We start from the raw sequence: 21,523 nt of genomic DNA on the forward strand, positions 1-21,523 counted from the left end.
CAGCGGTCACTTTCAGTTCGCTTTCAGTTCCCGGTGACGCAGTCAGTGGCTCCGTCGCGCCACTGGTGGTTGTAGCGGGTCGGGACCTTCGTGGCGAACGCCTCGATCTTGTCGGCGTCGAAGGTGGGCAGGAGTTGCAGGCGTTGCCAGCCGGTGAGGGCTATGCCGTGGCCGATTTCCGGGTACGGCGCGACGACGACGTCGCGCGGGTAGCGGCGGCCGATGGACTCCAGGCGTTCGACGTCGGCCGGCGAGACGTCGTCGGCGTACTGGAGCAGGACGTGGCCGTGCTCGAGGATGTGGACCTGGAGCTCGGGGGTGATCGGGCTGCGGTAGATGCCGGGGATGACGACGCGGGGGGAGTGCGGGCCGGACGTCGGGGGCAGCGTCTTGTACGGCTCGTGCGGCGCGCCTTGGTAGGCGATGTGGCGGTTGCCCTCGAAGGGTTGCGGAGTGCCGGGGATCTCGTTGCAGGGCAGGGCCTGTTTGTCGCCGAACTGGCCGAGCAGGACGCCGAAGGCGAAGCTCGACATGGTCAGGACCGACAGCGTGGTGACGATGATGCCGACCAGTACGCCGTACTTCCGCGTCTTCATCGCGCGGCCTGCCGCCGGTTGCGGATGACCACCCAGAGCGGGAGGAACACGTTGACCGAGGTGAACAGCAGCAGCACGACACCCTCCCACCAGTACAGGCTCGCGATCGGTGCACCGACCAGTACGCCGAACGCCCAGCCGAACGTGACCTTTGCGCTCGGCAACAAGAAGTGCCAGGCGAACCAGAGCATCCAGGTGAAGCCGGTCAGGTAGAGCAGCCGGTACCAGCGCGCCACCCGCAGGTCGCGCGGGCTCGCGTCGCGCAGGATCACTTGCTCCTCGGGCTTCAGCCGCCGGACGAGCTTCTTCAGCGACAGCCGCGTGACTTGGTGCAGATTTCCGCAGCCCGTGGCCGTTGCCATCACCAAGTACATGTCGGTGCGCAGGTACGCGAGCGTCTGGAACGCGAGCTTCGCGATCTGGCTCAGCACGACCATCGCGAGCAGCCGGATCAGCCCCGGCGGTAGGTCGATCCAGCCGCGCGACCACGCGTACCGCGGCGCGACCGCGGCGAACAGGATCACGCTGTCGATCGCCATCCCGGCGAGAAACGGCCCGTACCGCTTGGCCGGCGGCAGCGCCCACAGCCCGGTCAGGTCGGTCTCCAGCACCGGGAAGATCCCGCGCCGCTCGACCCGCAGCCGCGACCGTACGCCGACAGCGGCCCCGGCGAACGCGTGCCACATCTCGTGCACGATGGTCAGCACCACGACGACCAGGTTGGTCACCAGCAGGCTGAGCACGATGTCGGGGAAGATGAACGTGTCCTCGTACGTCGGCCGCAGCGACGGCTCGACGGCGAACATCAGCAGCGCCGTCACCAGGCACCCGGCGTACAGGACCCAGGCGAGCGGCGTGAACAGCGGCCGGACCACCCACGCCGGGATCCGCGACGCCGACCAGTGCCGCGCGGCGGGCCGCGGATCGGTGGTGATGATCCCCGCGTCGAGCAGCACCTCGGCGAAGTCGAGCGCGTCGATCTGCTCGCCGGTCTCGCGTTCGAGGTCGGCGCCGGCCTCGGCGACGGTCCGGCCCTGGCCGAGCAGCTCGACGAGCCGGGCGCCGATCTCCGGTACGACGACGAAGGTGCCGGTCGCGGGATCGCCGACAACGTACTCGTCCTCGTCCTCGCGCCGGACGACCAGGTGGTCGACGGCCAGCCGGCTGTCGGCGGTGAGCCCGCCGGCCGGACTCTCGCTGGGCCGGGCGTCCAGGGCGTCGGCGGTGCGGGTCGTCACGTCCTCGCTCATTCGCCGACCCAGCCGCAGGTCCCGCACTTCTCGCCGGGCGTCGGCCGGACGGCGTAGTGGTAGGTCAGGTCGGTCAGGCTCAGGTGGAACATCTTCCCGAGCGTGCTCGGCGGGATCCCGCCCAGGTGGTAGATCGCGTCGAGCGCCGCGAGGTGCCCGGTCAGGTTCGCGGTCGGCGCGATCACCGCGTGCCCCCGGAACGGGAACAGCTCCTCCGGCTCGAACCCGTGCTGATCGACGAGCCGGTCGCGCACACTCGGCAGGCACGCCTGGCAGCAGGTCTGACCGGGGACGAACAGCCCGACGACGGCCATCGGACCGGCGTACTGGGCGATCATCCAGGGGGTGTTGCTGCGCAGCGCGGCTTCGTTGGTCCAGTCGCGGATCTTGTCCATCGGCTGGTCGGCGCAGAGCACCAGCAGGTCGCGGTCGCGCATCAGACGGGCGACGTGGTCGGTGCTCTCGACGCGGGTCTCCTCGCCGGTGACGCGGACGTGGGAGTTGATCGCGCCGAGCCGGCGGACCGCGGTCGCGACCTTGGGCCGGCCGAGGTCGTCCTCGGTGTAGAGCAGCTGGCGGGTGAGGTTCCCGGCCTCGACGACGTCGAAGTCGACGCAGTGCACGGATCCGACCCCGGCCGCTACGAGTGACGACGCGACGGCGGATCCCGTACCACCGAGGCCCAGTACGACGACCCGGCTGCGCTTCAGCTGTGCCTGGACGGCGTACCGGGAGGGACGCGGGGTGAGGTCGACCCAGGCGTAGTAGTTGAAGGCGCGGTCGTAGCGGTCCAGCTCGTCCGGGCTCAGGTCGTCCGGCGGCGGCGCGGCCGCGTCCTCGACGTACCCGGCGGCGATGATCGTCTCCAGCATGTCCGCGGCCTCGTCGGCGGTCAGCGCGGTGCGCTCGACCAGCTCGGCGACGATCCCGGCGCGCTCCCGGGTGCCGTCCATCAGCCCGAGCAGCGTCCACAGGGCGCCGTCCTCGTCGTCGATCTCGGCCCCGATGCCGACCTGCCGGCCGCCGATGTTCACCAGCGACGGCGTCAGCCGGACCGGCTTGTGGATCCCCTTGATCTTCGGTCGTTGCACGCGTGCCCCCTCCCCAGGACCGGGCGCACCGGGGGGCGGGTGATGAGCCCGCGCCCCGGTGCTTGCTGAACTAGCCGCAGAGCTCGTTGCGGCAGCCCGGGTCCGAGATGATCATCGCGGTGGTCTCGAGCTTCTCGAGCTTGCGGACCATGATCTTGCGCGGTTCGGGCTTCTCGGTCTTCTTCTCCATGATCTTTCCTCCCTTTGGCAGTGGCGGATTGCCGACGTCATGACAGCACCGGCTTTCGCGTGCGCACAAGACCCGGATTTCACGCAGCGTTGTCAAGCGAACGCATCAATGTCACCGTTCAAATACCTGCTTGCGGGTAATCCTTTGCGGGCTGGGGTTTCCGGGGTGTTCGCGCACCGGAGGTGCCGGTCACGGACCGGTGTCCCCGGTGCTTGCCGCGCGCAAAGGTCCCGGGTACGGAATTTCGCTCGCCGGTCGCCCTTTCCGGGGCCAGAATCGCGGCATGAGCGAGAATGTGCTGCAACTGCGCCTGGTCGTCACCGCCCCCGACTACGCCGAGACGGTCGCCTTCTACCGCGACGTGCTGGGCCTGCCGACCGAGGAGGCCTACTCGTCGGAGGACGGCAGCGTGACCATCCTCGACGCGGGCCGCGCGACGCTGGAGATCACCGACCCGAACCACGCCGAGTACATCGACCGCGTCGAGGTCGGCAAGCGCGTCGCCGGCCAGTTCCGGCTCGCCCTGCAGGTCACCGACGCCGCCGGTACGACGCGCACCCTCACCGAGGCCGGCGCCTCGCTGATCGCCGAGCCGACACTGACCCCGTGGAACTCGCTCAACGCGCGCCTGGAAACCCCCGGCGGCATCCAGCTGACCCTGTTCGAAGAGCTGGGCGACTAGCGCCCGCGGCACAGGTCGCGCAGCAGCGCGATCTCCGCGCCGTGGTGCAGCAGCTCGCGCTGGACGTGCAGCACGATCGCGACCACCGGCCAGCCCTCGGTCGCCGTGTCAGCGGTCAGCCCGTCGACGCCGAGCCGCTCGACGTCGCCCATCCACGCGCCGTACGCCGCGTCCAGCTGCGCGAGCGCTTCAGCCGCCGTACCGGCGTACGGGAAGGTGGCGAAGTCGACCGGCTCGCCACCGAACGGCGGCATCGCGCGCATCCCGCGCAGCACCACCACCAGGTGCCCGAGCCGCCACGCGATGGTCGTCACCGGCGCCGGCTCGGGCGGCGGCACGGCGAAGTCGGCGGTGAAACGGTCGCCGTCAGGTCGGATGGTCCAGGAGCCCGGGACGGGCTCCCAGAAGTACTCCGGATCGCTCAGCCCCTCGAGGCGAGGGCGCAGCTGCGTCGTCCAGTGGGTCTCGACCTGACGGCGGATCTCGGCGTTCCAGTCCATCGCCGTAGTCTTCGGCGAACCGCGCCGAGGATCAAACGCTTTCTCCGGCCGGGAATCCGCCCGCGCTGGGCAGCCGGGTGTCGAGCTGCTTCTCCAGCCAGCCTGCGGCGTCGATCGTCCGGGTGAGAAGTCCGTGTTTTGACGGATGCCGGTGAGTGAGGGCTGGTGCTGGACTCGGACGGCATCAGTCCCTCATGAGCAGGAGAGTCGGATGGACGAGAAGTTCGTGGTGCCGGATGCGGCGACGGATCTTCGGATCGAGCGGCGGGTTCGGGAGTTTCTGGCGGCGGTGAACAAGGACTCCTCGCCGTACTGGTTGTTGCCGGGGGAGCAGGTTCGGGGGACGTTGGCGGGGTTGCAGGCCTCGGCGCCTGTGGATCTGGGCGGGGTGGACGTCGAGGAGCGGGACGTCGAGGTCGACGGGGTGGGCGTGAAGCTCTACATCCAGCGGCCGGCGGGCGTCGAGGGTCAGCTGCCGGTGGTGCTGTTTCTGCACGGTGGGGTGTGGATCGCGGGGGACTTCAACAACCATCAGCGGCTGACGCGGGATCTCGTCGTGGAGACCGGGTACTCCGTGGTGTTCGTGGAGTACACGCCGATCCCGGACGCCGTGTTCCCGCGGCAGCTGGAGGAGTGCTTCGCGGCGTTGCAGTGGATCGCGAAGGACGGTGCGGCGGCCGGGCTCGACGCGTCGCGGCTCGCGGTCGCGGGGAACAGCGTCGGCGGCAATCTCAGCGCCGCGCTCACGCTCTACACACGCGACCACGACGGCCCGGAGATCAAGGTCCAGCTGCTGCTCTACCCGGCGACCGACGCGCGGCTCGACACCGATTCCTACCGCGAGTACGCCGAGGGCCGCTTCCTGCCGCAGGCGTTCATGAAGTTCGGCTGGGACGTCTACGCGCCCGACGAGGCGACCCGCCACAACCCGTACGCCGCTCCGCTGCAGGCGCGTCCGGACCAGCTCCGCGGGCTGCCCCCGGCGATCATCCACACCTCCGGCAACGACGTGCTCCGCGACGAGGGGCAGGCGTACGGGCACAAGCTCGACGAGGCCGGCGTCGACGTCGTCTCGGTGATGTACGTCGGGCAGATCCACGACATGGCGCTGCTCAACCCGATCCGCGACCTGCCGTCCACGCGTGCCGAGTTCCGGCACGCCGCGGCGGACCTGAGGCACTACCTGGAGGCGTAGCAACCGCGACGGCACCGTCGAATGACTGTAGCGGCGCCGTCAGCCCGTGGCCTATCTTCGCCCTGAAACCTTCCTCCCGCGGTAGAGGTGGTCGATGGGTCCGTTGCCGGCCGAGGTGACCAGCTTCGTCGGACGCCGGCGTGAGCTCGCCGACAGCCGTGCCCTGCTCGCGACTGGGCGGCTCCTCACGCTGACCGGCGCGGGCGGGGTCGGCAAAACGCGTCTCGCGCTGCGCCTGGCGGCGTCGGTACGGCGTACGTTCCCCGACGGGGTCTGGTTCGTCGAGCTGGCCTCCGTCGAGGACCCGGCTCTGGTCGGGCGGGCGGTGAGCGCGGCGCTCGGGCTGCGGGATGCGGAGGACCCGGTCGCTGCGCTGCTCGAGTTCCTCCGGGATCGTTCGCTGCTGCTCGTGCTCGACAACTGCGAGCATCTCGCGCAGGCGTGCGCCGAGCTGATCGACGTGCTGCTCCGGGGTGCGCCGGGGATCCGGGTGCTCGCGACGAGTCGGCACGTGCTCGGCGTCGACGGCGAGCACCTGTACGTCGTACCGCCGTTGCCGGTGGCATCGGACTCTGTGCAGCTCTTCGCTGATCGGGCCGCCGCGGTGGGCTTCACCGTTGATGAGGGCAACCGGTCCGCGGTCGCCGAGCTGTGCGCGCAGCTCGACGGCATTCCGCTGGCGATCGAGCTGGCGGCGGCCTGGTTGCGCGTGCTCTCGCTCGACGAGCTGCTGGCCCGGCTGGACGACCGGTTCGCGGTCCTCAGCCGCGGCCGCACAACCGCGGCGACACGGCAACAGACGCTCGCGGCAACTGTTGCCTGGAGCTACGACCTGTGCTGTCCGGCGTCGCAGGAGCTGTGGGCCAGGCTGTCGGTGTTCAGCGGCGGCTTCGATCTCGTCGCGGCCGAGGCGGTCTGCGACCGGCCCGACGTACTCGAACTGCTGGCCAAGCTCGTCGACCAGTCGATCGTGCAGTCCGAGAGCGCGACGCGGTTCCACCTGCTGGAGACGATCCGGCAGTACGGGCTGGAGAAGCTCCGCGATCCGGACGTCGTACGGCGTGCGCATCGGGATCACTACCTGCAGCTGAGCGAGGCGTGGGGCGAGGGCTGGCGGCACGGCGTACGGCAGGTCGAGGCGCAGGACTGGGCGCGGCTGGAGCACGCCAACCTCCGCTCGGCGCTGGAGTTCAGCCTCAGGACGCCGGGGGAGCACCAGGCCGGGCTCCGGCTCGCCGTCGCGTTGCACTTCTGGTGGCTCTTCGGTGGCCGCTCCGCCGAGGGCCGGCAGTGGCTCGAGCAGGCGCTCGAGCTGAACCCCGGGCCGTCGCGCGACCGGGCGGCGGCGCTCGGCATCACGTCGTACGCGCTGAGTCTGCTGGGGTACGCGTCGAGCACCTACGCGTACGCGCGCGAGGCCGAGGAGTGGGCCGACGCGCACGGCGACCAGGACATCGCGGCGCACACCGTCTTCCTGCTCGGCTCGTACTACTTCCTCAGCGGCGAGGTCGAGAAGTCGCTGCCGCTGTTCCGGACCGCGCTCGCCCAGCTGCACGCGCTCGACCCTTCGAGCAGCTTCGTCCGGCAGCTGCACTCCGCGCTGGCCCAGACCGAGATCTGGCTCGGCCACCCCGACGAGGGCCTGGCGATCGCGACCCGCGGGCTGGAGCTCTGCGACGACAGCGGCGAGCTGTACGCGCGCAGCGCGCTGCTGTTCGCCTGCGCGCTCAGCGAGTGGATGCTCGGCCGATACGACGACGCGGCCGCGCACCTGGTCGAGGCGGTGCGGCTGGCGCAGACCTTCCACGACGTACTCGGCGCGGTGACGTGGCTGGAACTGCTCTGCTGGACGACGGCGGCGCAGGGACGGCACGAGCGCGCGGCCGAGCTGCTCGGCGTCGCCGACAGGCTGTGGCCGATGGGTGGTGGGCGGGCGATGCTCGGCTCGCTGGCGATGTCGGACGCGCACGACAGCTGTGAGCGTGACTCCGGCGAGGCATTGGGGGCCGATCGCTACCGCGCCGCCTTCGACCGGGGCACCGCGGCGGCGACCGACTTCGACGCCGCGATCGCGTACGCGCTCGGTCGGGTCAGCAAGCCCCGCGCGGCCGCGCCGTCGTACGGTCCGCTGAGCGCTCGCGAGCAGGAGGTCGCCGTACTGGTTGCCGATGGCCTCTCCAACAAGGACATCGCGCTGAAGCTGGTGATCAGCCGGCGGACCGCCGAGTCGCACGTCGTGCACATCCTCGACAAGCTGGGTTTCCGGTCGCGGGCCCAGATCGCCAGCTGGCTGACCGAACTGCGGGCCCTGGGCAAGGAATGATGTTGCTGTCTACAACTAAATGGTGAACCCGGGTTCGATTAGGTTCGGGGTCCCGAAGATCCGCCCCTGATCCGAGAGGTCCCAGATGTCCCTTCGTTCTCGCGCGGTGGCGATCGTCGCCGCTCTTGTCGTCACGCTCCCGTTGACGGCTCAGGCGCTGCCGGCCGGCGCTTCGTCGTACCAGCAGCTCACCACCGCGCAGCAGCAGGAGCTGCAGCGCGCGGTCGACGCCGAGCTCGCCGTTCGTGGTGGCGAGCAGGTCGCCCCGAACAAGGTCGTCTGGGCCGACGGCGGCGGCGACACCACGATCCCGTACCCCGGACAGGAGAAGGCCGCGGGAGACTGGCAGACCTGCCCGTACGGGAACTTCTGCGTCTACGACCGCGGCAACTTCAACGGGAACAAGTACACGTTCTACAACTGCCGGTTCTACCCCTTCGAGACCGACTTCTTCTCCTGGGTCAACAACCAGACCGGCCACACCGTCGCCACCTTCCACTGGAACACCGGCGACGGCGAGACCCGCACCGCCGGCGCCTGGGCCATCGAGGACTACTGGCACGGCTACAGCTACAGCGGCATCACGCCCTGCTGAGTCTCTGCTGATCGTCCGACGCCGGCCTTGATCGCCGAGGCCGGCGTACGGCGGAGCTGTCACTTGGCGTGGCCTGCTGATACCGCTAGTGACCGGGAACTAGTAAGGTGTCGTCGGCCGGCGGTTCGTTCCGCGCAGCTCCGAATTTGGGGAAGGTCCATGCAGCCTGAGTCACAGTCCACGGTGAACGAGTCCATTCCGACAGCGGCCCGGATGTACGACTTCTACCTCGGCGGCAAGGACAACTTCGCGGCTGACCGCGCGGCTGTCGAGGAGCTGGACAAGGTCGTCCCCAGCACCCGTGCCCTGGCTGTGAACAACCGGCAGTTCCTGCAGCGCGCCGTCCGGGTGCTGGCCGAGGAGCACGGCATCCGGCAGTTCCTCGACATCGGCTCCGGCCTGCCGACGCAGAACAACGTCCACCACGTCGCCCAGAAGGTCGACGCGGCGGCCGAGGTCGTCTACGTCGACAACGACCCGGTCGTGCTCGCGCACGGCCGCGCGCTGCTCGTCGAGGACGAGCGCACCACGGTCATCCAGGCCGACATGCGCGACACCGAGACGATCTTCACCCACCCCGACACGCTCCGCCTGATCGACTTCAAGGAGCCGGTCGCGGTCCTGTTCAACTCGGTCTTCCACTGCATCCCGGACAGCGACACCGACGGCCCGATGGCCGTCGTACGCCGTACGGCCGAGCGCCTGGTCCCCGGCAGCTACCTGGTGATGTGCCAGCTGGTCAGCGAGGACGCCAAGATCCGCGACTCGGTCACCAAGATCATGGACCAGGTCACCCAAGGCCACTGGGGCCGCGTCCGCGAGGAGAAGGACGTCGCGGCTTGGTTCGAGGGCATGGACATCCTGGAGCCCGGGCTGGTCGAGGTCTCGACCTGGCGCCCGGAGGCGGACCAGGACATCCCGCGGCAGCTCACCCAGGAGTGGATCGAGTACGGCGGCATCGCGCGCTTGCGCTGATCCTTCAGTTGGTTGGCCTCAAAGGACACCGCCTCCGGCGGCGACAGTCTTTTTTGGGGCGCCTACCCAGGTGCCCACCGAGCGCCGCCGGCGACCTGCGGGTGGAACCACCGACTGATCGCCGCGCAGTGCTCCGACTGGCAGCATGCTGCTGTGGAATTGCGACCGCTGCTGCTCACGCGCATCGCCAACCTCCTGCCAGGTGGCACCATGACCGGAGTCGGCCTCTGCTGGTGGTTCGACACGACCGATGGCAGGCATCACGTCAGTGCCGCCGTCGTCGCGATCCTCGGAGTCGTCGTCATGGTGCGCGGCTACCGGCTCGCCGTCCGGTGCGACGCTGAGGCTCTCACCGTCCGAGGCCTGTTCCGCAGCCGGACGATCCAGCGGTCGACGATCCGCGAAATCACTGCGCTCCCTGCAGTCCGCTGGGCCAGTGGATCCGGAAGGATTGTGTGGACGCCGATCGTCGCCTTCGCGGAGTTCGGGATCGTCATCGCGCCCGTCGCCAGACGAAATGAACAAGTGATCGAGGATCTGGAGCGCTGGCGGCGAATGCGCTGAGTGCGAGCCTTCGGGCACCTACGCCGGCGTCGGGATCTCCCGGCGCGAAGTGATCCCGAGCTTGCTGAAGATCTTCCGCAGATGCCAGTCCACCGTATGCGGACTGAGGAACAACCTCGCGCCGATCTCCGCATTGGTGAGCCCGGTCGACGCCAAGTGGGCGATCTGGGACTCCTGCGAGGTCAGCGCGCTCGTCGGGCTCGCACCGCGTGGGCGGAGCTTCGTGCCGGTCGCGTGCAGCGCTCTGCGGGCTCGGTCGGCGTACGCATCGGCGCCGAAGGTCGTCAGCATTTCGTGCGCCGTGGTCAGATGCTCCCGCGCATCGACGCGACGCGGTTGCCGGGCGAGCCATTCGCCGTACAGGAGATGCGTCCGGGCCAGATGCACACGGACTCGCGTCTGCGAGAGGCGGTCGATTGCCTCGCGGTAGAACGGTTCTGGGTCGTCCGCGAGCAGCGCCTGGGAGCGCGCCTGGATGCCGAGGGACCAGTTGGTCTGGCACGCGGCGGTTGCGGTCGACAGTTGGGTCAGCGCGTCTGAAGCCAGGTCGTGAGCGCCAGTACGGACGGCCGCTTCGACGAGTTCGGCGAGGGCCCAGCGGGGCGCGCCGAATTCCTCGGGATGGATGGCGGCTGACTGCGCCGCGGTGATTGCTTCGTCGTAGCGGGCGAGGCCGTTGCAGAGGACGGCGTCGTGGTAGTGGGCGACGGTGACGCCGAGGCCCTGGCCGTGGGGGGCGGCTTCGAGGATGGTGGCGTCGATGATCGCGCGGGCTTCGCGTTCCTGGCCTCGTACGGCGGCCAGGGCGAGCGCGCCGAAGGGTGGTTGGTTGCTGCCGATCGCCGTACTGATCTCGCGGACCTCCTCGATCACCGCGGCCGCGGTGGTGAGTTCGCCGGCGAAGACGTGGGTGACGGCGGAGGAGTCGAGGGCGAGCGGGAGCTCGCTGAGGGCGCCGGCCTCGCGGATGATCGCGACGTGGCGGGCGGCGACCTGGTGCCAGCGGTCGAGGTCCCAGAGGTCCGCGGCGATCACGCCGGCGAGGAGGAGCCAGCGCAGGGACTCCTGGACCGGTACGTCGTCGCCGGAGAACCTTGTGAGGACGCGCTCGATCATCGGCACCGACTCGGCGTACCCGTCCGCAAGCCGTACGCCGAGCGCGTCCAGCAGCTCGTCGGTTGCCCGCGGCTGCTCGGCGGCCGGCGCCTCGCGGGCCGCCGAGCCCATCTCCCGCCAGTCAGGATTTCGGGCGAGATGCCCGGCGAAGATCACCGCCGCGACCGCCTCCAGGTACACCTCCCGCGACACCCCGACATCCAGCGGTTCCAACCGCCGCGCAGCACCGAGCAGCAGCGCCGGCGCCTCCTTGCCGCGGCCCTGCGTGAACGCGATCCCGGCCCGCAGTACGTCGATCCGCGCCCGCGTGAAGTCGTCAGGCTGCCCAGCCGCGGCCGCCGTCAACAGCGACGCCGCCGGCTCGAAGGCCCCCGCCCGGAACTTCGCCTGCGCCGCCTCGACCGACCGCTGCGAACGCCGTACCGGCTCGTCGGTCAGTTCCGCCGCCCGCTCGAGGAACGCCGCGACCGCAGCGATCCCGCCGCGAGCCTGCGCCCGCTCCGCCGACCGCTCCAGCTCCGTCGCGACCTCTTCGTCGGCCCCGCCCGCAGCCTGCGCGCGATGCCAAGCCCGCCGATCCGGATCGCTCGCGGCGTCGAGCGACTCCGCGAGCGCCCGATGTGCCTGCTGCCGCTCGGCCTGCGACGCCGCGCGGTAGACCGCCGACCGGACGAGCGGATGCCGAAAATGCACCCGCGTCCCCAGCGTCAGCAGCTCCGCGGCATCCGCCGCGGCGGCCTCGACATCGATCCCCAACCGCGCAGCAGCCCGACGCAGAACCCGTACGTCGCCCGCAGGCTCGGCCGCGGCCGTGAGCATCAACCGCCGCGTCTGCTCCGGGTACGCCGCGACGCGCCGCAGGAACTCCCGCTCGAGCTGGCTCGGCACCGGCCGCGCATCCGGCTCCCCGAAGCCGCCCGCCAGCTCGGCCGCGGACCACTCGCGCGGCAGCTCGAGCAGCGCGAGCGGGTTGCCGCGCGACTCCGCGACGATCCGGTCGCGCACCCGCTGGTCGAGCGGCCCGGAGACGGCCGAGTCGAGCAGCGTCCGCGCGTCCCGGTCGCGCAACCCTTCGACGAGCAACGAGGGCAGCCCGGCGAGCGTCTCGTCGGGCGTCGGCTCGCGGACGGCGAACATCAGCACGACGGACTCGGCGAGCAACCGGCGCGCGACGAACGCGAGCGTCAGGGCCGACGCGCGGTCGAGCCACTGCGCGTCGTCGACCAGGCAGACCAGCGGTTGGTTGCCTCCGGCATCGGCCAGCAGGCTGAGCACGGCGAGGCCGACCAGGAAACGGTCGGGTGCCGGGCCCTCGCGCAGGCCGAACGCCGTCGCGAGCGCGTCGCGTTGCGGGCCGGGCAGGTGGTCCAGACCACCGAGCAGCGCGCTGCAGAGCTGATGCAGTCCGGCGTACGAGAGCTCCATCTCGGACTGGACGCCGGCCGCTCGGACCAGACGGTCCTCGGGCGTGCGCTCGGCGACGTACCGGAGCAGCTCGGACTTGCCGATCCCGGCCTCGCCGCGGACGACGAGCGCGGCGCTCTGCCCGGCCTTCGCGCCCTCCAGCAGGGCGTCGAGGGCTCGGCACTCGTCCCGGCGCCCGATCAGCCCGGCGGGCGATCGACTGGGCGTCATCGTCCGAGAGTACGCCGGTCGGCGGCGAAAAATCAGCAGCGCTCGGGCGGTTGCTTCGGCTACCGTTTCCGGCATGCACTACTACTTCTTCGTCTGATCCCCTGCGGGGAGTCGCGGGCCGTCGACCTTCTGTGTCGCGCCCGGACGGGTCGAGTGCTGCGCTGATCCACGACTCCTCGTTCTCGGTGTTCATCTGTCGTTTGCGACCGAGAAGTGAGATCTGATGAGGGACACAAGCAACTTTCAGGCCGTGCTCGCGGACGTCGTCCGCGCTCCGGGTGGGCGGACCGTGCTCGACGGCGTCAGCCAGTCCGTCGCGCTCGGCGAGCGGATCGGTGTGATCGGTGAGAACGGATCCGGCAAGTCGACGCTGATCTGGGTGCTGGCCGGCATCGACCGGCCGGACGGCGGGCAGGTCCGGACGCACGTACCGGGCGGGATCGGGTACCTGCCGCAGACCCCGTCGCTGCCGCCGGGCGACACCGTCCAGGACGCGGTCGACCATGCGCTGGCCGAGCTGCGTTCTCTGGAGACGCGGATGCGGGAGACCGAGGAAGCGCTGGCCTCGGAGCCGGCGAATCTCGACGAGCTGCTGACGGCGTACGGCGAACTGCTGGAGGCGTTCGAGGCCCGCGACGGGTACGCCGCCGACGCGCGGGTCGAGTCGGCGATGCACGGGCTGGGCCTCGCTGACATCAAACGCGACCGGCTGCTCGGATCGCTGTCGGGAGGCGAGCAATGCCGACTCGGGTTGGCCTGCATCCTGGCCGCGTCGCCGCAGCTGCTGCTGCTCGACGAGCCGACCAACCACCTCGACGCGTCCGCGCTGGAGTGGTTGGAGGAGCGGCTGCGCAACCATCCGGGGAGCCTCGTGGTCGTGTCGCACGATCGGGTGTTCCTCGAGCGGGTGACGACGGCGCTGTGGGAGGTCGACGCGGAGCAGCAGGTCGTCGTACGGTATGGGAACGGGTACGCCGGTTACCTGCAGGCGCGCCAGACCGCGCGGCTGCGGTGGGAGCAGGAGTACGAGGACTGGCAGGTCGAGCTGGCTCGGCAGAAGGAGCTCGCGCGGAAGGCGGCGAACACGCTGGCGTCGGGGCCGCGGCCCGATGCGGAGGCGCCGGGACGGCATCAGCGCAACGTCGAGAAGCAGATCTCGGCGCGCGTTCGGCAGGCCAAGGAGCGGGTGCGGCGGTTGGAGGAGGAGCCGGTACCGCGGCCGCCTGCGCCGATGCGTTTCACGGCCAAGGTCGCGGGAGGCTCGTCCCAGACCAGCACGCTCGCTGACCTGCATCAGGTGAAGGTCGACGGGCGGCTCGATGTGCGCAGCCTGGAGATCAAGGCGGGCGACCGGCTGCATGTGATCGGGCCGAACGGTGCTGGGAAGAGCACGCTGCTGCGTGTGCTGGCCGGGGATCTCGCGCCCGACCAGGGCGACGTACGACGGCCGGCGCGGATCGGGTGGCTGCCGCAGCAGACCGTCGTCACTCGGCCGGGCGAGCCGTTGCTGGCGGCGTACGCGCGTGGGCTTGGCGGTACGCCGGACGAGCATCGCGGTGCGCTGCTCGGGCTGGGGCTGTTCCGGCATCACGACCTGCACACGCCGGTCGGGAAGCTGTCGACCGGGCAGCTTCGGCGGCTCGATCTCGCGCGGCTGCTGCACCGGCCGGTCGACCTGATGCTGCTCGACGAGCCGACCAACCACCTGTCGCCGGCGCTGGTGGAGGACCTGGAGAGCGCGTTGTCGGCGTACGGGGGTGCGTTGGTCGTGGTGTCGCACGATCGGATGCTCGCGCGGCGATTCGCCGGCCGGATTGTCGAGCTCTCCGGCGGTCGCTTGGCAGGCTGAGCGTCTATTGACTTTCGATCGATAATGAGCGATCTTCAATGCATGGAGAAGCTGCCTCGGAGATTGACGACCCTGGTGACGCGGCCCGCGGTCGCCGTACTGGCTGTGGCTGTGGTGATGGCCGGCGCCGGTACGGCGGCCGCGAAGGACTGGCTGCCGATCTTCCAGACCGAGAAGGTCGCGCCGATCAGCCTGAGCGCGGCCGACCTCGTCGCGCTGCCGGACCTGCGCGCGTACGGCGACGTGCAGATCACCGGCGCGAACGGCCTGCGCAAGGTGGACGACGCGGCGGCTGCGGCGAAGCGGTCGGGGCTGGACGTTCCCGAGGTGAGCAAGCTGCCGAGCGGCGTGACCGGTACGCCGACGTACCAGGTGGGCGGGAAGGTCAGCGTGACCTTCACGTACTCGGAGGCGAAGGCAACGAAGGCGGCCGGTAAGAAGTTGCCTCCGGCCCCTGCTGGGCTTGACGGCAAGCCCCTTCGGCTCGATGCCGGACCTGGGGTGGGACAGCTGTGGGAGTCGACGAGCGGCATGCCGGCGCTGCTGGTCGGCCGCGCGGTCGCCCCGACGGCGCACTCGTCGGGGATCGAGTTCGCAGTGGCGCGGGACTACCTGCTCTCGCTGCCAGGGATCCCCGCCGATGTCGCGGCGAAGCTGAAGACCTTCAGCGCTGACGGGTCGACGCTGCCGCTGCCTGTCCCGGAAGACCAGGTCACCACGTCTTCGGAGTCGGTGAACGGGCACCAGGCAACGGTTCTGACATCGCGAGACCGGTCGGTCTCCGCGGTGGTGTGGGTCTCCGACGGCGTTGTCACCGCTGTTGCGGGATCGCTGGACAAGTCCGAGGTACTCGACGTCGCACGGGGCCTGCGCTGAACGCCGTCGAAGCCGTGGATGCTGTGAGCAACGAACCGCGGGCCGCGGCGGAGTTCGCGGTTCGTTGCTCCGGGCTACGGAAACGGTACGGCAAGCGAGTGGCGGTCGACGACGTCTCGCTGGAGGTCGCCCGCGGCGAGGTCGTCGGCCTGCTCGGCCCGAACGGCGCCGGCAAGACGACGGTGATCAAGATGCTCCTCGGCCTGGTCGCACCGGACGCCGGGGAGGTCACGCTGCTCGGCCGCCCGGCGTACGAGCCCTTGGCGCGTTCCCGAGTCGGCTACCTCCCTGAACTCTTCCGCTACCAGCCCTGGCTAAGCGCTTCTGAGGTCCTCACCCTGCACGTGAAACTGGCCCGAGCCAACATCGCTGCGGCCGATCGCCAGGCAGCTCTGGACCTTGTGGGCTTAGGGCAACGATCCGCCGACCGCGTCGGCGGCTTCTCCAAAGGCATGCAACAACGCCTAGGCCTGGCCGTCGCCCTGGTCGCCCGCCCCGACTTCGTGATCCTCGACGAACCCACCAGCGCCCTCGACCCCCTCGGCCGCGCCGACGTCCGCGACATCGTCCTGGAACTGAAGCAACGCGAAGTCGCCGTACTCCTCAACTCCCACCTGATCGGCGAGGTCGAACGAGTCTGCGACCGAGTAGTCATCCTCGACCACGGCAAGGTCGCCGCAGCCGGCACCCTCGCCGAACTCCTGGGCCAACGCGAAGTCCGCCTGCACCTCACCAGCGTTGGTCCTGACGCCGAGGCCCGCCTCGCCCAAACGGTGATCCTCGACCACTCCGGCGACTGGACCACCGTCGCCCTCCCAGCAGACGACGACGCCACCGTCCCCCAACTGGTCAGCGACTTGGCCGCCCTCGGCGTACAAATCCACGCCGTAGAACCCGGCCGAATCACCCTCGAAGAACGCCTCCTGGGCATCCTCCGCAAGGCAGACCAATGACCACAGTCCTCACCATCACCGCCCTGACCCTCCGCGAAGCCTCCCGCCGCCGAGTGCTGCTCGCGTTGGGCATCCTCACCGTCCTCCTGCTGTCCCTCTCAGCCTGGGGCTTCTCCAAGCTGGCAGCAGAATCAGGCGGCACCCTAACCACAGGCGAAGCCCGCCTAACGGCCTCAATCCTCCTGAACCTCGTAATGTTCGGCTTCAGCCTCATAGCCGCCCTAGGCACAGCCTTCCTAACCGGCCCCACCCTCGCCGGCGAAACCGAATCCGGCATAGCCCTGACAGTCCTGGCCCGCCCCATCCGCCGCAGCACCTTCCTCCTAGGCAAATGGCTAGGCCTAGTCATCTTCGGCGCCGGCTTCGTAATCCTCGCCGGCCTAGCCCAATGCCTAGTAGTCCTAGCCACAACCGGCTACTGGCCCCCCAACCCCGCAGGCGCCCTTCTCCTCCTGGCAGCCCAAACCACAGTCCTCCTAACCCTGGCAACCCTCCTCTCCACAGCCATCTCCCCCATGGCCTCCGGAGTAGTTGCAGTAGGCCTCTTCGGCACCACCTGGGTAGCCGGCGTAGTAGGCGGCATCGGAGCTTCTCTCGGCAACGAGGCAATCGCCAGAATCGGCACCCTCTCCCGAATCCTCCTCCCCACCGACGCCCTCTGGCGAGGCGCCATGCACGCCTTCCAAGACCCAGCCGCCCTAACCCAATTCACCAACGACGAAGGCGGCCAAGCCTTCCCCTTCCTAGGCCCAGCCGCCCTAACCCCGGCCTACCTAGCCTGGGTGGCCCTCTGGATCACGATGTTATGGGGTCTGGCCGCCCTGTCCTTCAGCCGAAAGGACCTCTGACCTTCCCCATACTTCGCAACCACGCAGGGCCAGGACAAAGGCCAGACCGCCGAATCGGCCGCGCTCTACGATTTTCGGATCAGGGAGCCGTTCGCTCCAGGCGCGAGCAGAGCCGACTCGCCGCAGTCGCAGTCCTTGCCGCTCGGTCGCCGCAATGTCACCTGCGCGGCGTGCGAGCCGATCACCTTGCTCCCCGCGAACACCTCCAGCCGTACGGTCGAGGCGTCGTAGATTCCGTTGTCAACGGCAACGGTCTGCGACCCGGCGGCCAAGATGATCGGTTGCTCGCAGCGGTCGTCGAGACAGACGCGGACCGCGGTCGCGCTCGCCGCCAGTCCGCTGACCTCGATCAGCGCCGGCGGTGCGCACGGACCGCACGTCCGTCCTCCGGAGCAGGCTGCTGCCACCATCACCAGTACGGCGTACGCGACAGACCTCTGGAAGGATTTCATCTGTTCATTGTGCCCGCAGCGATGCCCAACGACGGTGCGAGTCGAGAGCGCCACTCCGGCATCAAACCGTTCTCCTGTATCCCATGTGGTGCGGCGCCGTCCGATAGCTTCGACGGTGCCTGCTCGGTGGGAATCAAGCAGCTGCTCCACGCGGACACCAGGGTGCCGTTGAATGCTCTCACGCAGAACTGATGAGCGGCGGCTCCGTCCCAGATCAGCAGATCGACCCGTTCGGTCGTTCGTCCGACGACAGAGAAGAACAGCTGGTGGTACGGCTCTTCTCGTACCCAGTTGCGGTACTGCACCGCATAGCCCGCCGCACCGCTCACCGGTGACCACGACAGCAGCGCCGAGTACACATTGTCCGGTGCGATCCGCGCGGTGAAGCCGCCCGGCACGCCTGGCGTCCCGCGGCCGGGGATGACACCGGGTGCTCCGCTCGGCAATCCGTCACCGGAGGCGTTCACGGACGCGATCGCGATGTTGTACCGATGGCCCGCGACCAGGTTCGCGATTCGGAGCGAGGTCGAAGACGTCTTCACGCTGCTCACCCACGCGTCCGGCTCGTTCTCGTCGAGGTAGTACACGACGTACGAGCTCACCGTCCCGCTGTACGCACCCGTCGGCCGCGTCCAGGTCAGGTCGACGTAGTTCGACCCGGGCATCACCTTCGTCACGGTCGGACCGTCAGCCGTGGTCGGGTTCGCTACTGCGGAGGCCACTCCGGATACGCCGGACTCGTAGTCACCCCGTGCTGCGGCCACCTTGAATTCGTAGGTGTGCGTCCTGAAGACCCAGCTGATCCGCCAGCTGTCGGCGGGGATCTGCGCAGCCGAACGTTCCCAGGCACCGTTCTGGGTTGCGTTGCGCTGGTACAACCAGTACCCACCTGCCCCGAAGCTGTGGTTCCAGGAGATGGTGATGCCCGCGTCGGTACTGATCGCCTGAATCCCAGTCGGTGTGACCGGGTTCAACGGCGCAACGGTCGACGGAACCGTACCGAAGGCCGCACCCAGCCCGAACTTGCTGGACAGCACGCTCGCGAACGCCTTGGCGATCTTGTACTCACCGACTCCGTTGGGGTGGAGCCCGTCATAGGTGTCGGCCACCGTCATGGGTCCGTCGATGTCCACCAGCGCGACCGGCGATCCGGTCGCGCTGAGGGAACCGATCGAGTTCGCCAGCAACGTGTTGTACGACGAGATGGTGGCGGGCAGCCCCGGATTGCTCCCCAGGGGCGTGCGTTGGGTCACGTTCGCGACCAGTACAACGACGTCGGGCCGGGCCAGCCGCGCCTGGGCGACGAAAGTCTTCAGATCGTTGAACAGACCGTCCGGTCCGGAGACGCCCCAGCCGAGGTCGTTGAACCCTAGCTCGAGCAGGACGTACTTCGGATTCTGCGCCGCGACCGTGCTGCGGATGTTGTCCTTCGCCTCATGCAGTTGGCGTCCCCAGCGAGCGTAGTGGTCACTGTCGAACGAGATCCCCGGCCGGTAGGCACCGTGGTACTCCGGTGGGACCGGTGTGTCCGGCCAGCCCGTCGGCAAGGTCGGCGGCAGGTCCGTCGTACCGCTCCAGGGTCCAACGAAATCCACCGCCGACCCGAGGTGGTTCGCGAGCCTGTAACGCCAGGTGTAGTCGCCCTCGTGACCCTGGCTGATCGAGTCCCCGACGACCATCACCTTGATGGGAGCGGTACTGAAGGTCAACTTCACCGGTGGCGAAGTGAACGGCCCGCTGATCGGCGATGCCGTCTCGTTGCCCTGCACCTCGATCACGATCGTTCCGCCACCCGCGCCCCAGGCGAGCCAGTCCAAGTCGGCTGGACGGAACCTTGTCTGGTTGCCCAAGAAGATGTTCGCCAACGTTGCGGCTGAGCCGTTGCGCCGGACCACGAAGGTGAACGAGTTGTTGGGGTGGCCACTCGGTCCGCCGCGCGACCAGGTGAACTCGGGCGCAGTCGATCCACCGATCGGGCCGGATACATGGGACGTGACGACCGGACTGAGGCCGCCGTTCCGCAAGACCGCAGTCGCACTCTCGCGCTCCGCCAGAGTGCGGGCCGCGAGAATCGACTGGACAGCAGGGGACAGAGTCACCGGCTTCGCGGACCAGATCGCGGCGTACAGTTGCGCCGACGCCGAGGTGAAAGATTCGTTGTCGGCGACGTTGTCGTACAGGTCCCACAGGACTGCCTGGACTCCCATCTCGCTGGTCTCGCCCACCGCTGCGTCGCCGCACAGCGATGCTCCCGCGTCCTCCAACCCGTACGAGAACGACAGCCCCGCATTGTTCGGGGGCCAGGACGAGTCGTGGTACCGCCCGTCGCCGATGTCGGAGGCCAGTCCGGCAGGCTTGGAGACCTCCCGCAGAGCGACCTGTCCCCAGAAGCTTGCCCAGCCTTCGCTCCAGGCCAGGCGCGCGGCGGCAGCCTTGGTCTGGCTGCCGGTCCACGCGTCGTCGCAGACGTTGTGGGGGCCGCCGTCCGAAGCGTCCATGTCGGCTCGATAGGCGACGACATGGCCGACCTCGTGTGCGATGACATCCCAGTCGAAGGCGTCTTCCTCGCACCAGCTGTCTCCACAGCGCACATTGCCGCCGCCGATGTAGATCGCCTGATCGCTTTCCCGCGCGTAGCTGGTGTTGTCGCCACTGGGATAGCGAATGCTCAGACCGGTCGGCCAGCCGGAAGCCTTTTTGGTCAGGTAGTAGTCGGACATCGTCTTCAACGTGTCCATCGCCGCGAAGGCGTGACCGGTGTCAGAGTCACGATCGGTGGTGATGTTCGCGCCGGTCCAGGACATTCCGTCGGACAGCACTTTGGAGGGTCCGTAGCCAACGTACTGCTGATTGTTGGGATAGAGGACGCTGCCGTTGCCCATGTCAGCGATGATCCGGACCGAGTAGGTCCCGGCGGTACCGGTTCCGAGAGTGATCGAGTACGCGCCTGTGGCCGATGTTCGCGCCGACCCGACCGCAGACCCGCGCCACAGCTGGACCAGGCCGTTACGGATCGGGAGCTGTACACCGCGGCCGTCGGTGTACTTGGCGACTCCGGAGACAGTGAGACCGGCCACGAGGTTGCTCGTGAGCCGCCCGGCGTCGGTCGCTCCACGGGTGCGGCGCTGCTCGTCTCCTGCGGCCGCGGACAACCAGCGCTTGCCTACGGCGTACTCGATCTTCTTGTTCTCGAGCTGCTCAAACGTCGCGGCGGTGAGCAGTGTGCCGCGGACCGCGCCGGCCGCGAGGGTCGCGGCGGCCACCGCCGCACCGTTCGCGACCACCTCGGCGGTGACCGCGAACGTCGAGGCGGGCGGCGTACCGCCGTCGAAGGTCTTGGCGACAGCCACAGCCGGAGTCAGTGCGCCCAACGGCTCGCTGCTGGTGCGGATGACTGTGTTGCCGACCGACACCCGGAAGACGAGACGGGCGCCGGCGACCGAACGGCGCGAGAGGACGCGAAGCCGGTAGGTCCGCTGGTCGCCGGCCAGAGCGATGCCGATGCTTGCCGCAGGTTCACCGTCGGCCACCGTCGCAGCCCCCTTCGGCCTCGACCCACCCTGCTGCGCAACCTGGACGGCCTGCGCCGTCGCAGGCCCATGCACCGGCACGAGGTCGATGACGAGGGCAACAGCTACCACCAGCAACAGTGCACACACGCGCCGAACCATTCTCATCGTTCCCCCACAGGCTCGAAGTAGGGGAACGGTAGACATCGCGGCCTGGCACCGACAATCGACGGCGACCCGAATTGCAGCAAGTGACATTCCCACCGGCGGCCCTCAACGCCGCACGGCAGATCCGAGCCATCAGACCCCACGGCGGAGGCGCCG

Annotated in this window: 17 protein-coding genes; 10 read left to right on the forward strand and 7 right to left on the reverse strand. The window is 69.2% G+C overall.

Annotated elements, in window-relative coordinates; translation table 11 throughout:
• Nucleotides 1-23: 23 nt before the first annotated feature.
• From ACZ6Z4_RS02310 to ACZ6Z4_RS02320, 3 genes are read right to left on the reverse strand one after another with little or no spacing between them, the layout of a single operon-like run.
• Entirely contained in the window at nucleotides 24-596 is a 573-nt protein-coding gene (locus ACZ6Z4_RS02310) for a DUF3105 domain-containing protein (protein ID WP_465557273.1), read from the reverse strand.
• Complete coding sequence (locus ACZ6Z4_RS02315; protein WP_465557275.1) at nucleotides 593-1,846, reverse strand: PqqD family protein; 1,254 nt, start codon at nucleotides 1,844-1,846, stop codon at nucleotides 593-595. Before ACZ6Z4_RS02315 ends, ACZ6Z4_RS02310 begins: the two co-directional genes overlap by 4 nt.
• Nucleotides 1,843-2,937 carry a HesA/MoeB/ThiF family protein gene (locus tag ACZ6Z4_RS02320; RefSeq protein ID WP_465557277.1) on the reverse strand — a complete coding sequence of 365 codons (1,095 nt, stop codon included), beginning with the start codon at nucleotides 2,935-2,937 and terminating at the stop codon, nucleotides 1,843-1,845. Before ACZ6Z4_RS02320 ends, ACZ6Z4_RS02315 begins: the two co-directional genes overlap by 4 nt.
• A gap of 473 nt (nucleotides 2,938-3,410) precedes the next feature.
• On the opposite strand from ACZ6Z4_RS02320, the gene ACZ6Z4_RS02325 reads away from it, so the two are divergent.
• Nucleotides 3,411-3,809 (forward strand): VOC family protein, encoded by a 399-nt coding sequence (locus tag ACZ6Z4_RS02325; protein WP_363667627.1) that lies wholly within the window; start codon nucleotides 3,411-3,413, stop codon nucleotides 3,807-3,809.
• On the opposite strand, the gene ACZ6Z4_RS02330 is transcribed toward ACZ6Z4_RS02325, so the two are convergent.
• Nucleotides 3,806-4,309 carry a DinB family protein gene (locus tag ACZ6Z4_RS02330; RefSeq protein WP_465557280.1) on the reverse strand — a complete coding sequence of 168 codons (504 nt, stop codon included), beginning with the start codon at nucleotides 4,307-4,309 and terminating at the stop codon, nucleotides 3,806-3,808. The genes ACZ6Z4_RS02325 and ACZ6Z4_RS02330 overlap by 4 nt on opposite strands.
• 211 nt (nucleotides 4,310-4,520) lie before the next feature.
• Here ACZ6Z4_RS02330 and ACZ6Z4_RS02335 point away from each other — a divergent pair, with 211 nt between their 5' ends.
• The 5 genes from ACZ6Z4_RS02335 to ACZ6Z4_RS02355 all read left to right on the forward strand — a co-directional run bounded on the left by ACZ6Z4_RS02335 (nucleotide 4,521) and on the right by ACZ6Z4_RS02355 (nucleotide 9,961).
• Nucleotides 4,521-5,504, forward strand: a complete 984-nt coding sequence (locus ACZ6Z4_RS02335; RefSeq protein WP_465557282.1) for an alpha/beta hydrolase — start codon at nucleotides 4,521-4,523, stop codon at nucleotides 5,502-5,504.
• Nucleotides 5,505-5,598: 94 nt separating this feature from the next.
• The gene (locus ACZ6Z4_RS02340) at nucleotides 5,599-7,827 is read left to right on the forward strand and encodes an ATP-binding protein (protein ID WP_465557284.1); all 2,229 of its coding nucleotides are present in this window, start codon (nucleotides 5,599-5,601) and stop codon (nucleotides 7,825-7,827) included.
• An 85-nt stretch (nucleotides 7,828-7,912) separates the two neighbouring features.
• Entirely contained in the window at nucleotides 7,913-8,422 is a 510-nt protein-coding gene (locus tag ACZ6Z4_RS02345) for a hypothetical protein (protein WP_465557286.1), read from the forward strand.
• A 183-nt stretch (nucleotides 8,423-8,605) separates the two neighbouring features.
• Nucleotides 8,606-9,397 carry an SAM-dependent methyltransferase gene (locus ACZ6Z4_RS02350; protein WP_465557288.1) on the forward strand — a complete coding sequence of 264 codons (792 nt, stop codon included), beginning with the start codon at nucleotides 8,606-8,608 and terminating at the stop codon, nucleotides 9,395-9,397.
• Between the two features lie 153 nt (nucleotides 9,398-9,550).
• Complete coding sequence (locus ACZ6Z4_RS02355) at nucleotides 9,551-9,961, forward strand: PH domain-containing protein (RefSeq protein ID WP_465557290.1); 411 nt, start codon at nucleotides 9,551-9,553, stop codon at nucleotides 9,959-9,961.
• Nucleotides 9,962-9,979: 18 nt separating this feature from the next.
• On the opposite strand, the gene ACZ6Z4_RS02360 is transcribed toward ACZ6Z4_RS02355, so the two are convergent.
• Nucleotides 9,980-12,712 carry an ATP-binding protein gene (locus ACZ6Z4_RS02360; RefSeq protein WP_465557292.1) on the reverse strand — a complete coding sequence of 911 codons (2,733 nt, stop codon included), beginning with the start codon at nucleotides 12,710-12,712 and terminating at the stop codon, nucleotides 9,980-9,982.
• A gap of 223 nt (nucleotides 12,713-12,935) precedes the next feature.
• On the opposite strand from ACZ6Z4_RS02360, the gene abc-f reads away from it, so the two are divergent.
• The 4 genes from abc-f to ACZ6Z4_RS02380 are packed head-to-tail and all read left to right on the forward strand — an operon-like array spanning nucleotide 12,936 to nucleotide 17,238.
• A complete protein-coding gene (gene abc-f, locus ACZ6Z4_RS02365; RefSeq protein WP_465557294.1) occupies nucleotides 12,936-14,561 on the forward strand; it encodes a ribosomal protection-like ABC-F family protein in 1,626 nt (541 codons plus the stop codon).
• 42 nt (nucleotides 14,562-14,603) lie between these two features.
• Nucleotides 14,604-15,437, forward strand: coding sequence for a hypothetical protein (locus tag ACZ6Z4_RS02370; protein WP_465557296.1), 834 nt, complete (start codon nucleotides 14,604-14,606; stop codon nucleotides 15,435-15,437).
• Between the two features lie 23 nt (nucleotides 15,438-15,460).
• A complete protein-coding gene (locus ACZ6Z4_RS02375; RefSeq protein ID WP_465557298.1) occupies nucleotides 15,461-16,390 on the forward strand; it encodes an ABC transporter ATP-binding protein in 930 nt (309 codons plus the stop codon).
• Nucleotides 16,387-17,238 (forward strand): ABC transporter permease, encoded by an 852-nt coding sequence (locus ACZ6Z4_RS02380; RefSeq protein WP_465557300.1) that lies wholly within the window; start codon nucleotides 16,387-16,389, stop codon nucleotides 17,236-17,238. Before ACZ6Z4_RS02375 ends, ACZ6Z4_RS02380 begins: the two co-directional genes overlap by 4 nt.
• A gap of 65 nt (nucleotides 17,239-17,303) precedes the next feature.
• Here the strand turns inward: ACZ6Z4_RS02380 and ACZ6Z4_RS02385 are convergent, their stop codons facing one another.
• Nucleotides 17,304-17,690 (reverse strand): hypothetical protein, encoded by a 387-nt coding sequence (locus ACZ6Z4_RS02385; RefSeq protein ID WP_465557302.1) that lies wholly within the window; start codon nucleotides 17,688-17,690, stop codon nucleotides 17,304-17,306.
• Complete coding sequence (locus tag ACZ6Z4_RS02390; protein WP_465557304.1) at nucleotides 17,687-21,349, reverse strand: fibronectin type III domain-containing protein; 3,663 nt, start codon at nucleotides 21,347-21,349, stop codon at nucleotides 17,687-17,689. Before ACZ6Z4_RS02390 ends, ACZ6Z4_RS02385 begins: the two co-directional genes overlap by 4 nt.
• Nucleotides 21,350-21,523: the final 174 nt, after the last annotated feature.

It is taken from the genome of Kribbella sp. NPDC104740 (genome assembly GCF_055583505.1).

Excerpts from the sequence above, each read along its gene's own strand:
- ACZ6Z4_RS02310 (WP_465557273.1), bottom strand. The coding sequence starts at position 596 with ATGAAGACGCGGAAGTACGGCGTACTGGTCGGCATCATCGTCACCACG.
- ACZ6Z4_RS02315 (WP_465557275.1), bottom strand. The coding sequence starts at position 1,846 with ATGAGCGAGGACGTGACGACCCGCACCGCCGACGCCCTGGACGCCCGG.
- ACZ6Z4_RS02325 (WP_363667627.1), top strand. The coding sequence starts at position 3,411 with ATGAGCGAGAATGTGCTGCAACTGCGCCTGGTCGTCACCGCCCCCGAC.
- ACZ6Z4_RS02330 (WP_465557280.1), bottom strand. The coding sequence starts at position 4,309 with ATGGACTGGAACGCCGAGATCCGCCGTCAGGTCGAGACCCACTGGACG.
- ACZ6Z4_RS02335 (WP_465557282.1), top strand. The coding sequence starts at position 4,521 with ATGGACGAGAAGTTCGTGGTGCCGGATGCGGCGACGGATCTTCGGATC.
- ACZ6Z4_RS02340 (WP_465557284.1), top strand. The coding sequence starts at position 5,599 with ATGGGTCCGTTGCCGGCCGAGGTGACCAGCTTCGTCGGACGCCGGCGT.
- ACZ6Z4_RS02345 (WP_465557286.1), top strand. The coding sequence starts at position 7,913 with ATGTCCCTTCGTTCTCGCGCGGTGGCGATCGTCGCCGCTCTTGTCGTC.
- ACZ6Z4_RS02360 (WP_465557292.1), bottom strand. The coding sequence starts at position 12,712 with ATGACGCCCAGTCGATCGCCCGCCGGGCTGATCGGGCGCCGGGACGAG.
- abc-f (WP_465557294.1), top strand. The coding sequence starts at position 12,936 with ATGAGGGACACAAGCAACTTTCAGGCCGTGCTCGCGGACGTCGTCCGC.
- ACZ6Z4_RS02370 (WP_465557296.1), top strand. The coding sequence starts at position 14,604 with ATGGAGAAGCTGCCTCGGAGATTGACGACCCTGGTGACGCGGCCCGCG.
- ACZ6Z4_RS02380 (WP_465557300.1), top strand. The coding sequence starts at position 16,387 with ATGACCACAGTCCTCACCATCACCGCCCTGACCCTCCGCGAAGCCTCC.
- ACZ6Z4_RS02385 (WP_465557302.1), bottom strand. The coding sequence starts at position 17,690 with ATGAAATCCTTCCAGAGGTCTGTCGCGTACGCCGTACTGGTGATGGTG.